Source organism: Streptomyces sp. CC0208, assembly GCF_003443735.1.
In the GTDB taxonomy this organism is placed as follows: domain Bacteria; phylum Actinomycetota; class Actinomycetes; order Streptomycetales; family Streptomycetaceae; genus Streptomyces; species Streptomyces sviceus.
Map to the genome: position 1 here is coordinate 338250 of NZ_CP031969.1, position 14530 is coordinate 352779.

The following is a 14530-nucleotide window of genomic DNA, read 5'->3' on the forward strand; positions in this document are numbered from 1 at the left end:
AAAACCGCTCCCGTGACCACTCCCCCGTACCCCTCGTATCCCGAAGACCTGGAACGGCCCGGACTCGTCAGGACCGGGCGGTCGACCTTCGTACGGCCCATCCGGCCGGAGGACGCCGACCGCCTGGTCGCCTTCGTCGGCACCCTGTCCCGGGCCACCCTGGCCTACCGTTCCCTCGGCCCGGTGGTCCGCGCCCGCGACGACGTCATCCGGCGCGGCGCCCACGTGGACTACCTCAACGAGCTGGCGCTCGTCGCCCTGGACGGTGACGAGATCGCCGGCCTGGTGCGCTACGTCCGCGACCCGGAGGAACCGGAGCACGCCGAGGTCACGTTCACCATCCGGGACGACCACCAGAGCGAGGGGTTCGGCAGGCTGCTCCTGGAGCACATCGCCGCCGCCGCGCGAGCACGGGGCATCCGGGTGCTGGAGGCCGACGTCCTCGCCGACAACGCCCGGATGATCAACGTCTTCCTCGGCTCCGGCTACCGCACCCAAGCCGGTCCGCCCGGCCAGATCATCCACTTCGAGATCGCCGTCGATCCGCAGGCCCAGGCCGTGGCACGGGCCGAGCGCCGCGAGCAGACGGCCGTACGGCGCTCGCTCAAGCCCCTGCTCGAACCGCGCTCGGTCGCCGTGATCGGCGCCAACCGCGACCCGCTGACCATCGGCCACGAGATCGTCGCCAACCTGCTGCGGGGCGGCTTCGCCGGCAACGTTTTCCCCATCAACCCACGGGCCGAGCGGATCGCCGGGGCGCGGGCCCATGCAAGCGTCCGGGACCTGCCCGAGCCGCCGGACCTGGCGTTGGTGGCCGTACGGGCCGAGGCTGTGCCCGGTGTCGTACGGGAGTGCGCGGAGGTCGGCGTCAAGGCGGTGGTCGTCGTCTCGACGGGCTTCGGAGAGACCGGAGTCGAAGGACGGGCCGGCGAGCTGGAGCTGGCGCGTTTCGCCCGGGCCTCCGGAATGCGGCTGGTGGGCCCGAACTGCATGGGCGTGGTCAACACGACCCCCGCGGCGCGGCTGGCCGCGACCTTCTCGCCCGCCCTGCCGACGCCCGGGCGGGTGGCGATGTCCAGCCAGTCCGGGCCGCTCGGGCTCGCAGTGCTCGACTACGCCCGGCGGCTGCGGCTCGGCTTCTCCGGCTTCGTGTCGGTGGGCCACGCCGTCGACGTCTCCACCGACGAACTGCTCCAGTGGTGGGAGGAGGACCCGGCGACCTCGGTGATCCTGCTGCACGTCGAGACCTTCGGCGATCCACGCCGTTTCGCCCGCGTCGCACGCCGGGTCGCACCGCGCAAACCGATCGTCGCGGTCCATCCGGGCCACGCGGACTCGGCGGTGAACTCGCTGTTCGCCCAGTCCGGTGTGATCCGCACCCGCAGCCTCCAAGAGCTGTTCGACGTCGCCCTGTTGCTCGCGCACCAGCCTCCCCCGCCCGGCAACCGGGTCGCCGTGATCACCAACGCGGGCGGCCCGGCGGCGCTGACGGTCGGCGCGTGCGCGGCGAGCGGTCTGTGCGTGCCCGCGCTCGGTGAGCGCACCCGGCAGACGCTCCGGCCGGCCCTCGCACCCCGCGCCGACGTCTCCAACCCGATCGACCTGACTCCCACCGCCACCGCCGCCCACTACCGGCAGGCACTGGACGCCGCCCTGGCGGACGACGGCATCGACGCGGCCGTCGTCCTGTTCATGCCGCCGCTGGCGGACAAGCCCGACGAGGTGGCGGCGGCGATCCTCGACGCGGCCGCGGCCCGGCCCGACAAGCCCGTGCTGGCCAGCTTCCTGGGCGGCGCGGGCGTCGCCGATCTCCTGCACCACGGCGACCTGGTGGTGCCGACGTACACCTTCCCGGAGGCCGCCGCCACCTCCCTCGGACACGCTGCGGCCTACCAGACCTGGCGCAGCACCCCCGCGGGCGTCGTACCCGACCTCGCGGGCGTCGACGCCGAGCGGGCCCGCACGCTGATCACCTCCTGTGCCCCTGGGCCGGTCCCGGCAGCCGTCGCCGCCGAACTGCTCGCCTCGTACGGGATCGCCGTACGCGGGGGTGAACCGGGCCCCGGACCCGACGCGTTTCTCACCGTCCGCGCCGACCCGGTCTTCGGCCCGGTGGTCGCCTTCGGCCTCACCGGGGACTACGCCGACCTCATGGCGGACGTCGCCCACCGCGTCACCCCCCTCAGCGACCGCGACGCCCGAGAGATGGTCCGCTCGCTTCGGGCGACTCCCCTACTGGAGAGACAGGGTGTGGACTTCGGTGCCCTTGAGGAGACCGTCCTGCGGATCTCGGCGATGGTCGAGGACCACCCCGAGATCGAGGCGCTGGAACTGCGCCCGGTACGGCTCCTGCCGCCCGGGGACGGAGTGATCGTCGCGCACGCGACGATCCGGCTGGCGGACAACACAGCAACAGCAGGAGGTTCCTCATGAAGGTGGGCATCTACTTCGATCTGCGCAACCCGCCGCCGTGGCGGCAGAGTTGGTCGCGGGTCTATGGCTTCGCCCTGGAGATGTGCGAGGAGGCGGACCGGCTCGGCCTCGACTCGGTCTGGTTCTCGGAACACCACGGCTTCGAGGACGGCTATCTCCCCCAGCCGCTCACCATGGCCGCGGCTGCCGCCGCGCGCACCCAGCTGATCCGCCTGGGCACGGCGGTCATCCCCGCACCACTGCACGCGGCCCCCGAGATCGCCGAACAGGCCGCGCTCGTAGACATCATCAGCGACGGCCGCTTGGACCTCGGGCTCGGCACCGGCTACCGGGTGCCCGAGTACCGGCTGTACGGCGCCGACCTTGCCAAGCGCTACACCACGACCGACCAGCGGGTACGGGAGATCCGCGGCCTGTGGGCCGAATCCCTGGTCACCCCAGGGCCGGTGCAGGAACCGCTGCCGATCTGGCTCGGCTACCAGGGCCCGCAGGGCGCCCGCCGGGCCGGCCGGCTCGGCACGGGTCTGCTGTCACTCAACCCGGCCCTGCTGACGCCGTACCGGGAAGGGCTCGCCGAGAGCGGGTACGACGTGGCGGCGGGCCGTATGCAGGGCTCGTTCACCACGTTCGTCACCGAGGACCCCGACGGCGACTGGCCCGTGGTCCGCAAGCACCTGGCGTACCAGTGGGACAGCTACCGCCGGTACATGGTGGAGGGCACCGATCAGCCGCTCCCCCGCCCCATCGACCCCGAGAAGTGGCGGGAGACGGGGCTGAGCGCGACGGGTGTCGGCCAGTTCCTCTACGGCACCCCGCAGGACGTCGCCGACGCCATCAGGGCGTACGTGGCAGGGTTGCCGGTGGAGGGCGTGTTCCTGTGGGCCTCGCTGGCCGGGATGCCCGAGGAGATGGTGGCCCGGCAGGTCCAGCTGATCGCCGGGAAGCTGCGTCCGCTGCTGGCCGAGGTCTGAGGTTCAGGTGTCTGACATCCAGGTGTCTGGCACTCCGACGCCCGACAAGAGGAGTCACACCATGTCCACGACGCCGTCGACCGGGCCCTGGGCGGGGGCCGACTTCCAGGAACCGCCCCGGACTCCCGGCGGGGTGGCCCTGTGCGGGGCGTGCCGCGCCGCCGGTTCCTGCCGGCTGGGAGTGGAGCACGAGCGGCTGGACGAGGACGGGTCGGCGGTGTTCGAGCTGTCCTGTCCGCGCGACCAGGAGGGCGGGCCCGATGTGGCGCACGGCGGCTGGACCGCGGCCGTACTGGACGACTGCCTCGGCCATCTGCCGCTGCTGCACCGAGTGTTGAGCGTGACGGCGGAGCTGACCGTGAGCTTCGTGAAGCCGGTTCCGGTGCAGCGGCCGCTGGAGGTCCGGGCCTGGGTGGAGAAGCGGGAGGGCAGGCGCTGGTACATCGCGGGCGAGATGGTGCTGCTGCCGACGCGGGCCGTGCTGGCCCGGGTCTCCGGGATCTGGGTGACCCGGGACCAGGGCCACTTCGCACGGCACCAGGAGTGGCTTGCCGGCCAGGACGCCGAGGCCAAGTAGGCACCGTCGGCGGGGCCGGGGCTACGGGCTCGGTAGGAACAGTCGGCGGCCGGGGTGGCGAGTTCCGAAGGAACAGCCAGCAGGCCCGGATGACGGGCCCACAAGGAACAACCGACGGGCCGAGACAGCCGGCTCAGCAGACACGGCCGGCAGGCCGGACCGACAGGCTCAAAAGACACATGCGGCAGCCAGGGCAGCCAGTCCCAAAGGAACAGCCAGCCGGCCCCGACAGCGGGCCCAAACAGAACAGTCGGCGGGCCCGGTCAGCGGGCTCAAAAGGCACGGCCGACGGGTTGAAGCGGCGGAGCCCACAAGGAACAGCCAGCGGGCTGAGGCGGCGAGGCCCAGAAGCAACCGTCGCCAGGCCCGACGCGGCGGACCCCGAAAGCAACCACCGACGGACCGAGGCGACGGAGCCCAGAAGGAACCTCCGGCAGGCCGGGGCGGCGGGGCTCAGTAGGACCTGAGCCCCATGCTGCGGGCTATGCCGTTGCGCTGGATCTGACTCGTGCCCCCGGAGATCGTGGCCACGATCGACTCCCGGTACCGGAAGCTCATCACACTCTCCGTCGAGAAGCCGTGCCCCGCGCAGACCTGCATCCCGAGCCGGGCGGCCGCCACGTACGTCTCGGAGCCCTTCAGCTTCGCCATCGACCCTTCCCGTGTGCACGGCTTGCCCTGGGCGAGCAGCCAGGCCGCCCGGTAGGCGAGCAGCCGGGCGGAGTCGATCTCGGTCTGCAGGTCGGCCATGGCGTGCGCGAGGGCCTGGAAGTTGCCGATCGGCCGACCGAAGGCGTGGCGGTTGCGGGCGTAGTCGAGCATCTCGTCGAGCGTGGCCTGGGCGGCGCCCAGATAGCCCCCGCTGATGATCACCTTCTCCAGCTCGATGTTGGAGAGCATCACCTTCCAGCCCTCGTCGCGCGGTCCGACCAGGTTCTCCTTCGGCACCAGCGCGTCGTTGAAGAAGACCTCGTTGGTGCCCAGGATGTGCCGGGCCAGTGTCGGCGTGCGGCGCACCTCGACGCCGTCGGTCGCGGGATCGACGAGCAGCAGGCTGATGCCGCCGTGCTTGGGCTCACGGGGCCCGGTCCGCACGTACGTGGCGATGGTCGTGTCCGGCAGACCGCCACCCGTGCACCAGGCCTTCTGGCCGCGGACGAGGAAGTTGTCCCCGTGGTCCTCGGCGGTGGTCCGCAGCGCCGCGGCGTCGGACCCGCTGTCCGGCTCGCTGAGGCCGACGGCGAGCCGGTGGCGGCCCGTCATCACCTGCTCGCGGATGAAGTCGCGCTGCGCCTCGCTGCCCCACCGGAACACCGTGATGCCGGGAATGAGCACCCCGATGTAGCACATGGCCACGTCGAAGCTGGCCCGCCCGAGCTCCTCGGCGATGAGGATGAGCTCCAGCGGTCCGCCACCGTCACCGCCCTCGTCCTCGGCGAACGGGAGCGAGAACCACCCCAGCTCGGCCATTCCGCGAAACAGCTCGGGCGGTACGACGCCCTCCTCGTCCCACTGCTTGGCCTTCTCGGCCGGGCACACGTCGGCGACGAACTTCCGAGCCGTCGCACGCAACAGGTCCTGCTCATCGGTCAGCCCGAAGTCCACGGCCACTCCTCGCCAGCACTAGGATATTCATCTATCTAATTGTTCTATGTTAGCGGATAGAGGGCAACGGCAGTACTGCCTCACCCCGACGGTTACGGCAGGCGAGGCTGGCCGAGGGCGTCAGCTGCCTGCCAGTTCCTCGGCCGCGTTGCGCCCGGCGTCGGCTGTACGGCGAAGGAAGTCGGCGAGTCGTTCGAGGTCGGCATCGTCGTAGTCGGCGCAGATCTGCTCCACCGAGGAGTTCATCCCGGCGAAGAGCTCCAGCAGTTCGGCGTTGCGGTCGCGCAGCGCTCGGACCAGGAAGGCCCGGCGATCCGCCGGGTCGCGCTCGCGGGCCACCCAGCCGGCACGTTCGAGCCGGTCGAGAACCCCTGTCGTCGTGGCGGCGTGCAGCCCCGCCCGTCGGGCCAGCGCGGTCGGGCTCAGCGGCCCGTGGGCGTTGATGAGGTCGAGGCAGTCCAGGTCGATGTCCTTGAGTCCGAGGCGCGCGCCGACCCGGCGGTTGAGCAGAGTCAGCTCGGCTCCCAGCTCGCGCAGCCCCTGCTTGACCTCGACCGTGGCCCGCCGTCGACGGCGGGCCTCATCCCCAGATGGTACGGGAACCATAATGTACGCCCCTCAAACTAATATGCTACGGTTCTCGTATATTACGGCACTCGAATGAGTCGCCGAGTCAGGGGGCATCGTCATGTTCGTGGTGATCGGAGCGACCGGGAGCGTAGGACGGGAAACGGTCCGTCTCTTGCTTCAGGCCGGGGAGAAGGCGGTGGCGGTCACCCGCGATCCAGCCGCCGTGCTGCCCGATGGTACGCAGGTGGTGACCGGGGATCCGTCCCGGCCGGACAGTCTCACGGCAATGCCCGACGGCGTGGAGGCGGTCCTGCTCAGCCCACGCGCTGTCGGTGGAGCCGCCGCCGAGCTGCTGGCGCTGGCCGCGGCCAGGGGCGCGCGGCGGGTGGTGGCACTGTCGGCCGCGACCGTGGAGCGCCCAGCCGGACACCGGCGGTTCGCAGACGAGTTCAGGGCGGTGGAGGAAGCGGTCAGGCGCTCAGGTCTGCAGTGGACGCTCCTGCGGTGCGCCGACTTCGCCGCCAACGCTCTGGCCTGGGCTCCGCAGATCCGCGCGACCGGAGTCGTGCGGGGCGCCTACGGCGACGCGGCGACCTCGCCGATCCATCAGCGCGACATCGCGGAGGTGGCCGTACGGGCACTCACCGACGTGCACGCAGTGCACAAGGGCCGCGCCTACCTGCTCACCGGCCCACAGTCACTCGACCAGCGGGACAAGGTCCGTCTCATCGGCGACGCCATCGGCCGGGAGCTGTCCTTCCAGGAACTCGCCCCCACTCAGGTCCGCCAGGCCATGCTCGCCCAGGGCCTCGCCGAGGACATTCCCGACCGGCTCCTCGGCTCCCTGGCCGACTTCGCGAACAAGCCGGGCCCGGCCACGGACACCGTGGAACGGCTCCTGGGCCGCCCGGCACTCACCTTCGCCACGTGGGCCGCCGAGAACAGCGCCGCCTTCACGTCCCCGGTCCGCTCATGAGCCCGCGGCGCCGGCGGAGAGGAACGAACGTGCCGAACAGCCCGGTTGCCACGATGGCGCGAGGGGCCGGCCTGTTGTTCACGGGCGTCTTCACGGGCTTCCTCGTCGCCGTACTCGTCCTCGAACTGTCCCTGCGGGGCTTCGACCGTCACGTCTACACCCAGGTCCGTCAGGTCGAACTCGATTCGCTCGACAAGCTGGCGGTCGTCACGCTCCTGCCCGCACTGATCACCACGGGATTGCTCGTCGCCACCACGTTCAGGCAGGGCGGCCGCACCTCTTGGTGGACGCTGACGGCATTCACCCTGCTGGTCGGGATCCTCGCCCTGACTCTCGTGATCAATATGCCCATCAACGCCGACCAGCTCGACTGGAGCGTGCAGGCGCCGCCCGCGGACTGGACGTCCGTACGTGATCGCTGGCAGATCGCCCACAGCGTGCGGACCGGTGCGGCCGTGCTCGCGTTCGGAGCTCTGATCGCCGACACGGCGCGAACATCGCACCGCCCGCATCAGGGGACACCGGCGGCACCGCCGCACGAACTCCCGGCCGCACCAGAGGATTCCGCACCGCAGCAACGGACAGGAAGGTGACCGCCATGAGGGAGATCGAACTGTCCTCCGGAACCATCGCCTACGAGGACACCGGCGGCGACGGCCCTACGGTCGTGCTCCTGCACGGATGGATGATGGACGCCTCGCTGTGGGACGGCCCGATCGCCGACCTGTCCGCCGACCACCGGTGCATCGCACCGACCCTGCCGTTCGGCGCCCACCGTCACCCGATGTCCGCCGACGCCGATCTGTCACTGCCCGGTATCGCACGGCTGGTCACGGAATTCCTCGACCGCCTCGATCTCCACGACGTCACGCTCGTCGGCAACGACACCGGCGGAGCACTCGTCCAACTGCTCATGTGCGAAGGGGTCGCCCGTGTGGGACAGGCTGTGCTCGTCTCGTGCGACGCGTTCGACAACTTCCCGCCGGGCCTGACAGGCAAGACACTCGCGCTCACCGGCAAGCTCCCGCCCCGCCTGTTCGGACTGTTCATGCAGCAGATGAGACTGCGGCCGCTCCGGCGCCTGCCGTTCGCGTTCGGGTGGCTCACCCTGCGCGGAGACGCCGCCACCGCCCGGTGGACGAAGCCGGTCATGGAGCAGCAAGAGATTCGCTACGACGCCGTACGAACGCTTCGAGCCGCGACGACAGACGCCCAACTCCTGCTCGCCGCAGCCGAACGCCTGCCGAGCTTCGAGCAGCCCGCCCTGGTGGTCTGGGCCGGCGCAGACCGCGTGATGCCACCCGAACACGGCCGACGCCTCGCCGAACTCCTCCCTCAGGGTCGCCTGGTCGACATCGCAGACAGCTACACCCTCATCCCCCTGGACCAGCCGACAGAACTCGCACATCACATCCGCGAGTTCACCCATGCCTGAGCCCCTTGGAGTGGCAGATAGTCGCTCCGCTGACACCGACCGGGATTTCCTCACCGGAACGGGGCACTGCCCGCGGGCAGCAGTCACCCGAGGTCGCCGTCCGCTACCTGGCCCTACTGGTCGCGCTTGGGCCAGATGAGGCCCTGATCGGTCCAGATGACACCCTTGTTGCGGCAGAGGCAGAAGGGGTGGCCGACGGGGTCGGCGTAGACGCGGAAACCGTAGCCCTCGGGGCCGACGCAGTCCCGCTGCAGGGTCGCGCCGAGGGCCAGAACGCGGCGCTGTTCGGCCTCGATGTCGTCGACTTCGAAGTCGAGGTGGAACTGCTTGGGGTGCTCGCTGTCGGGCCACCGCGGGGCGCGATAGTCCTCCACCTGGATGAAGGCCAGTTCGAGCTCGCCGAACTGGATGCCGGCCCAGTTCTCGTTACTGCCCTGCTTGACCGGGAGCCCCACCACCTCGGAGTAGAAGGCTGCCAGCTCCATCGTGTCCGGGCAGTCGATGATGAAGTCGGTTAGTCGTAGCATCCCGCGATCTTGCCACAAGCTCAGACGAGCCGGACTTGCCCAACTGGCCCGGACATCGGCCCGCCACCGAAGCCACAAATCGCGGACTTCGGTGACGGGCCGACGGCGGTGCTTCGCGTCGGTTACGGGAACTGCGTGACTTTGGAGGGCACCGTGTCGGTGCCGGACGTAGGCGCACCGGTGTCGTTGACGACGTGGGCGTACTGGCCCTTGCCGCCCAGCGAGATCACCAGCAGATCATGCATCTTGACACCGGATCTGACCGGCACCTGGAAGCCGTGGTGCTGCACGATGGAGGGATCCGAGGTGTAGTTGCAATAGCTGCCCAGCCCCCACGCCTCGTGCTGTGTCACGGTGTCGGCGACCTTGTAGGCCGCGTAGCCGACGATGCCGTCATGGGTGATGGCGGCGGCGTTCGGGGCGTCGTAGGCCTTCTCGTTCTGGAAGAAGATCGTCCGGCCCCGTTCGCCGCTCCACAGCACGTCGTACTTGTTGAAGTGCTCCACGAACAGCCCGGTGGCCAGGACGTCGTCGCCGTTGACCTTCAGTCCGTAGTCGGCGCGATTGGTGTCCCATCCGACTCCGTCGCCGTGGTCGGCGCGCCACAGCCAGGTGTGGTCGATGACCACGTCGTCGCTGTTGACGACGACGGAGTTGGTCGCGAGCCCAGGGCCCGCTCCGCCGATGCGGACGAAGACGTCCTGCATGGTGGTGGGGTCGGCCGCGTGGTCGGCGGAGGCGCCGGGCTCGCCGATCCGCAGCAGCGTGTCGGAGTTGGCGCGACCGGCGTCGATGAGGAAACCGGCGAGCCGTACGCCGTCGACGTCGGCCACGTGCATGGCGTCGAGGCCGTTGTCCGGCACGAGCGTGGCCAGGCCCAGTCCGAGCACCACGGTGCCGGGCCGTGTCACGTCGATGGTCCGGTCGAGGTGGTAGACCCCGGGAGTGAACAGCAGGTTGAGTCCCTGGGCCAGCGCCTGGTTGATGGTGGCGGCGGTGGCGCCCGGCTTGACGACGTAGAACCGGTCCAGCGGGAGCGAGGTACCGGCGTTCGCCGGCCAGGACACCCCGCGCGCGTTGGTGCGCTTGGCGGGCACGAACACCTTGTAGGTGCTGCCGTCGAGGTAGAGGAACGGTTTCTCGCGGGAGACGGGGGTCGTGTCGAGGGTGGTGTACGGGCCCGAGTCGAAGTTGGTCGCCGGCGCGCCCTGAACCCCGGTGAACGTCATGTTCCACACGCCGTTGGTCCAGCCGCCGACGGAACTGTCGCGGGTGTACCACTGCTGCTGGGAGTACGGGCCGACGGTGCCGTCGATCTTCGAGTCGGCGATGTAGCCGCCGGAGGCCCAACCGTAGCCGTTGGGCGCCAGGTTGAGACCACCCTGGATGTGGATGCGGCGGAAGGGCGCGGCCTGGGCCACGGCCCAGCGGTCGGTGCCGTTGGACGGCCTGATGGCGAGGTTCTCCGCCGAACGCCAGAAGTTCTGGGTGGCGTTGCCGTTGAACCAGCCCGCGTCGACGGTGACGTCACCGTTGATCTGGGTGTCGTCGGGGTTCAGCCCCAGGCCTGAGATCGAGGTGTAGAAGCCGAGTTGGGCGTTGATGCCGTTGTAGGTGCCGGGCTTGAGCAGGAACTGGTAGCGCCCCGACCCGAACTGCGCCGACTCCTGCTGGGCGAAGACCTGATCGAACTTCTGCTGGAGGTTGGGGGTGGACGGGTCCACGACGATCACGTTCGGACCGAGGTCACCGCCGCCCTGGATCGGGCCGCTGCCGCCGCCCGTGGTGCCGAAGACCTGGAACTCCCAGGTGGAGTAGCCCCATTGGGTGGCGCGGTGGATGCCCAGGAGCCGTACGTACCGGCCTTGACCGGAGACGTCGAGGGTGTCGGTTCCGCCGTCTCCACCGGTGACCGAGCGCAGGTCGGTCCAGGTGCTGCCGTCGCTCGAGGACTGGACCTTGTAGTCCTTGCCGTAGGCGGCCTCCCAGTTGATGACGACTTGGCTGATGGAGGCGGTGGCCCCGAGGTCGACCTGCAGCCACTGGTCATCGGTGAATGCCGAGGACCATCGGGTGGCGGTGTTGCCGTCCACTGCCGCGCTCGCGGGAGTGCCGGCGTTCTCGATGCTGGAGGACGTCGCCACCCTGCCCTGGGACAGGTTGGTGTCGGCGCTCGCGGCCGCGGCCGCCGGGAGTTGGGTGGTGGGCAGGGTGATCAGTGCTGCCGTGGCGGCAAGCGCGACACCCAGGGATCTGAGTCTCATGAAGATTCCTGCGGGTGCGTCGGGGGTGAGTGGGGAGCGCCGACGGCAGGGAGCCTGGGGACATGGTTCGTTCGCCGCGGCAGCGCTTAGTTCACGTCTTGATTTAACTAATGAGTTACAAGCTTCGGCAAGCCTTCGGAAGTTGAAATCTTTCCGGGCCTACTCCCGCCGGATCCCTTGACACCTTGATGTCATGCCCTCAACACTCCTCCGCGAGAGAGCGCTCTCACATCTGCTGTTGCTGCTGTTGCTCCATCCCCCCGCACGCCGCACCGGCTTGAGGAGACTCCCATGCAGAGGATCGTCAGCGCCCCCACCAGCAGTCCCCCAGCCGGCGCCGCACGCCCACGCGCGGCGCTCGGCCTCGTCGTCGTCCTGATAGCCGCCTTGTTCACGGTCCTGGCGCCCACGCCCGCACGGGCCGCGGACCAGCTGTTGTCCCAGGGCAGACCGGCCACCGCATCATCGACCGAGAACGCGGGCACCCCCGCGAGCGCAGCCGTGGACGGCGACACCGGCACCCGCTGGTCCTCCGCCTTCTCCGACCCGCAATGGATACGGGTCGACCTCGGATCCGTCCAGCAGCTCAGCCGTGTCAGCCTCAACTGGGAGGCCGCCTACGCGACCGCCTTCCAGATCCAGACCTCCACCGACGCCACCACCTGGACCACCGTCCACTCGACCACCACCGCGACCGGCGGCACCCAGAGCATCACCATCTCCGGCAGCGGACGCTACGTCCGCCTCTACGGCACCGCGCGCGGGACCCCGTACGGCTACTCCCTGTGGGAGTTCCAGGTCTACGGCCCCGGCGGCACCACTCCGCCGGACGACTTCTGGGGCAGCACCACCGACATACCCCCGGCGAGCAACGCCGTCGAGGTGAAGATCCTCAACCGCACCAACGGCAAGTACCCCGACAGCCAGGTGTACTGGAGCTTCAACGGTCAAACGCACTCCATCGCCGAGCAGCCCTACCTCGACATGCCCGCCAACTCCGCCGGCCGCATGTACTTCTACCTCGGCTCCCCCAACAGCCCCTACTACGACTTCATCGAGTTCACCGTCGGCAACAACGTCTTCAACGGCAACACCACCCGGGTCGACGCCTTCGGCCTGAAACTGGCCATGCGCCTGCACACCAAGGACGGCTACGACGCCGAGGTCGGCGAGAACCGGCAGACCTTCGCCGAGGACCGCGCCACCACGTTCCAGCGCTTCACCGACGCCGTACCGGACCAGTTCAAGGTGCTGGCCCGGACCCAGGCGCCGTACCGGATCATCGCGCCCGGAAGCGACCCGAGCTTCCGCGCGGGCGGCGCCAACGCCAACTACTTCACCGCCTACGCCCAGTCCGTGGGCGTGAACGCGGCCACCTCCGACATCTTCGGCTGCGCCGCCTCCCTGGCGGGCAACCCCGACATGTGCGCCGCCCTCAACCGCCACGTCGCCACGCTGCCGGCCTCCCAGCAGTCCGACCCGGCGCAGTTCTACAAGGCGGCACCGGCGAACTACTACGCCAAGTTCTGGCACGACAACGCCATCAACCACCTCGCCTACGGCTTCCCCTACGACGACGTGGCGGGCCAGTCCTCCTTCATCTCCCACGCCAACCCGCAATGGCTCCTGGTAGCGGTCGGCTGGTAGACCGGACGCCTGGAACGTCCTGAACACACCTGGTCGCCGAGCTGCCCCCATGCGGCTGGGGCGGTTCGGCAGCCCGCGTACTGCTGCTGGACCCCGTGCTCCTGCCGCCGACGCTGGCTCGTCTCATCGAACGACTGAGCGCTGAGGGCCGAAGGCACTCGGCGGTGGGAGCCCTGCCCGTCAGCGAGCACCAGGAGCTTCTTCTCCCGGGCCGTCTCGCCGCCGGCCGCGAAGCCATGGAGGTCTGGCGCCGCAGCGGCCCGTAACACGACCTTGTTCGGCATGGCCGGTGAACCTCCGCCGGGCATCATGCGCGGCCTCTTCGGGATTCGCAGAAGCACCGCCGCCCAAGGGGCCGTCCTGGCTCAGGACAGTTGGGCCGGTTACCTCGCCGCCCTGCGCAGAGAAGCTGCTGGCAAGTACGAGTAGTGAGTGATCTCGGTCCTGCCCGAGCACCCTGGACGCCCCCTCCCGAAGCTGTCGGCCCCACGGTGAGCGGGATACGTGGCGCTGTTCACCTCGACCGTGTTCCTGACCGGAGCCCACACTCTCCATCAAGATCGAGAACAGGCTCGAAGCAGCGGAGTGCGCGTCACACGCCTTTCAGAACACGATCCAGTGCCGCCCGGCCTACAGGTCCCCAGTGCGGCTTGCCACCGGGCAGTCCCCGATCTCCGTTCTGCCCCATCAGCATCAGGAAGAGGCTCTTCATAGCGGCCAGCCCGCGGGCGCGTCGGATCGCCGCCTCGTCTGCCCGCGCATACATGTCGAAGAACCGTGAAGCCGTGCCCGCCGGGAGCAGCATCCATGCGGCGGCGAGGTCCCACGCCGGATCGCCGGCGAACATGTCGCCGAAGTCGACGATGCCCGAGAGGGTTCCGTCCGAGACGACGACGTTGGCGGGATGGAGGTCGCCGTGCACCCAGACCCGCGGACCTTCCCATGCCTGGGCCGCAACGGCGTCGTCCCAGACGGCCCGGACGTCGGCGGTGATGCCGTCAAGGACCACGGCCTGGAGGAAGTTCTCGAAGCCGTCGGTGCAGTGCTTGGGATGGGCACCGCGGTCTGCGGCGATCGGCGCCTCGGCGGGTGCCTCCACGTGGAGCGCTCGGAGGAAGCCTGCCAGCGTGTCGGCCGCGTGGTCGCCGTGGATGATCGAGCCGTGGTCCAGCGGCTCACCGGGGACCCACGTCATCACGGTCCAGTGCTTGGGGAAGCGCTCGGTCGGTTCGCCGAACCGCACCGGGACCGGCACCGGGAGCGGCAGGTGGGGGGCCAGCAGAGGGAGCCACCGCCGCTCTTTGAGCTGGAGTTCCGGGGTGGGGTCCATACGTTGCATGCGCACGGCCAACTCGTCCCCGAGGCGCCACATTTGGTTGCCCCAGCCGCCGGGCACCTCGCGGATGGCCAGCCCCGCAAGGTCTGGATGTTGGTCCTGCAGCAGGTCGCGGACCAAGTCCGCGGTGATCTCGGTGTCGGTCATGTGAAGTCACAGTACTGAGGCACCACTGAGGTGGCAGGTGGA

Annotated in this window: 13 protein-coding genes; 8 read left to right on the forward strand and 5 right to left on the reverse strand. The window is 69.7% G+C overall.

The genetic code is table 11. The annotated features are described in order from the left end of the window. Positions 1-12: 12 nt before the first annotated feature. The 3 genes from D1369_RS01580 (at position 13) to D1369_RS01590 (ending at position 3981) form a co-directional block, all read left to right on the forward strand. A complete protein-coding gene (locus D1369_RS01580) occupies positions 13-2433 on the forward strand; it encodes a GNAT family N-acetyltransferase (RefSeq protein WP_007386898.1) in 2421 nt (806 codons plus the stop codon). After that, the gene (locus D1369_RS01585) at positions 2430-3404 is read left to right on the forward strand and encodes an LLM class flavin-dependent oxidoreductase (RefSeq protein ID WP_007386897.1); all 975 of its coding nucleotides are present in this window, start codon (positions 2430-2432) and stop codon (positions 3402-3404) included. The genes D1369_RS01580 and D1369_RS01585 overlap by 4 nt, the downstream gene beginning before the upstream one ends. 61 nt (positions 3405-3465) lie before the next feature. Continuing rightward, entirely contained in the window at positions 3466-3981 is a 516-nt protein-coding gene (locus D1369_RS01590) for a PaaI family thioesterase (RefSeq protein WP_202477155.1), read from the forward strand. 453 nt (positions 3982-4434) lie between these two features. On the opposite strand, the gene D1369_RS01595 is transcribed toward D1369_RS01590, so the two are convergent. Continuing rightward, positions 4435-5586 carry an acyl-CoA dehydrogenase family protein gene (locus tag D1369_RS01595; RefSeq protein WP_007386895.1) on the reverse strand — a complete coding sequence of 384 codons (1152 nt, stop codon included), beginning with the start codon at positions 5584-5586 and terminating at the stop codon, positions 4435-4437. 120 nt (positions 5587-5706) lie between these two features. Next, the gene (locus D1369_RS01600) at positions 5707-6192 is read right to left on the reverse strand and encodes a MarR family transcriptional regulator (RefSeq protein ID WP_007386894.1); all 486 of its coding nucleotides are present in this window, start codon (positions 6190-6192) and stop codon (positions 5707-5709) included. A gap of 82 nt (positions 6193-6274) precedes the next feature. Here D1369_RS01600 and D1369_RS01605 point away from each other — a divergent pair, with 82 nt between their 5' ends. The 3 genes from D1369_RS01605 to D1369_RS01615 are packed head-to-tail and all read left to right on the forward strand — an operon-like array spanning position 6275 to position 8567. Then, positions 6275-7132 carry an NAD(P)H-binding protein gene (locus tag D1369_RS01605; protein WP_037902516.1) on the forward strand — a complete coding sequence of 286 codons (858 nt, stop codon included), beginning with the start codon at positions 6275-6277 and terminating at the stop codon, positions 7130-7132. Between the two features lie 29 nt (positions 7133-7161). After that, a complete protein-coding gene (locus tag D1369_RS01610) occupies positions 7162-7725 on the forward strand; it encodes a DUF1772 domain-containing protein (protein ID WP_240436036.1) in 564 nt (187 codons plus the stop codon). A gap of 5 nt (positions 7726-7730) precedes the next feature. Beyond that, positions 7731-8567, forward strand: a complete 837-nt coding sequence (locus D1369_RS01615; protein WP_037904048.1) for an alpha/beta hydrolase — start codon at positions 7731-7733, stop codon at positions 8565-8567. A 113-nt stretch (positions 8568-8680) separates the two neighbouring features. Here the strand turns inward: D1369_RS01615 and D1369_RS01620 are convergent, their stop codons facing one another. Then, entirely contained in the window at positions 8681-9094 is a 414-nt protein-coding gene (locus D1369_RS01620; RefSeq protein WP_037902510.1) for a VOC family protein, read from the reverse strand. Positions 9095-9216: 122 nt separating this feature from the next. Beyond that, entirely contained in the window at positions 9217-11358 is a 2142-nt protein-coding gene (locus D1369_RS01625; protein ID WP_007386889.1) for a discoidin domain-containing protein, read from the reverse strand. A 291-nt stretch (positions 11359-11649) separates the two neighbouring features. On the opposite strand from D1369_RS01625, the gene D1369_RS01630 reads away from it, so the two are divergent. Both D1369_RS01630 and D1369_RS42780 read left to right on the forward strand, forming a co-directional pair. Next, a complete protein-coding gene (locus D1369_RS01630; protein ID WP_007386888.1) occupies positions 11650-13005 on the forward strand; it encodes a beta-1,3-glucanase family protein in 1356 nt (451 codons plus the stop codon). A gap of 282 nt (positions 13006-13287) precedes the next feature. Continuing rightward, the gene (locus tag D1369_RS42780) at positions 13288-13434 is read left to right on the forward strand and encodes a hypothetical protein (protein WP_158680185.1); all 147 of its coding nucleotides are present in this window, start codon (positions 13288-13290) and stop codon (positions 13432-13434) included. 163 nt (positions 13435-13597) lie between these two features. Here D1369_RS42780 and D1369_RS01635 read toward each other — a convergent pair whose 3' ends face one another. Continuing rightward, positions 13598-14488, reverse strand: a complete 891-nt coding sequence (locus D1369_RS01635) for a phosphotransferase (RefSeq protein WP_007386887.1) — start codon at positions 14486-14488, stop codon at positions 13598-13600. Between the last annotated feature and the right edge of the window lie 42 nt (positions 14489-14530).

What these genes read in the sequence shown, in the direction of transcription:
- D1369_RS01585 (WP_007386897.1), top strand. Translation starts at nt 2,430, where the DNA reads ATGAAGGTGGGCATCTACTTCGATCTGCGCAACCCGCCGCCGTGGCGG.
- D1369_RS01590 (WP_202477155.1), top strand. Translation starts at nt 3,466, where the DNA reads ATGTCCACGACGCCGTCGACCGGGCCCTGGGCGGGGGCCGACTTCCAG.
- D1369_RS01600 (WP_007386894.1), bottom strand. Translation starts at nt 6,192, where the DNA reads ATGGTTCCCGTACCATCTGGGGATGAGGCCCGCCGTCGACGGCGGGCC.
- D1369_RS01605 (WP_037902516.1), top strand. Translation starts at nt 6,275, where the DNA reads ATGTTCGTGGTGATCGGAGCGACCGGGAGCGTAGGACGGGAAACGGTC.
- D1369_RS01615 (WP_037904048.1), top strand. Translation starts at nt 7,731, where the DNA reads ATGAGGGAGATCGAACTGTCCTCCGGAACCATCGCCTACGAGGACACC.
- D1369_RS01620 (WP_037902510.1), bottom strand. Translation starts at nt 9,094, where the DNA reads ATGCTACGACTAACCGACTTCATCATCGACTGCCCGGACACGATGGAG.
- D1369_RS01625 (WP_007386889.1), bottom strand. Translation starts at nt 11,358, where the DNA reads ATGAGACTCAGATCCCTGGGTGTCGCGCTTGCCGCCACGGCAGCACTG.
- D1369_RS01630 (WP_007386888.1), top strand. Translation starts at nt 11,650, where the DNA reads ATGCAGAGGATCGTCAGCGCCCCCACCAGCAGTCCCCCAGCCGGCGCC.
- D1369_RS42780 (WP_158680185.1), top strand. Translation starts at nt 13,288, where the DNA reads ATGGCCGGTGAACCTCCGCCGGGCATCATGCGCGGCCTCTTCGGGATT.
- D1369_RS01635 (WP_007386887.1), bottom strand. Translation starts at nt 14,488, where the DNA reads ATGACCGACACCGAGATCACCGCGGACTTGGTCCGCGACCTGCTGCAG.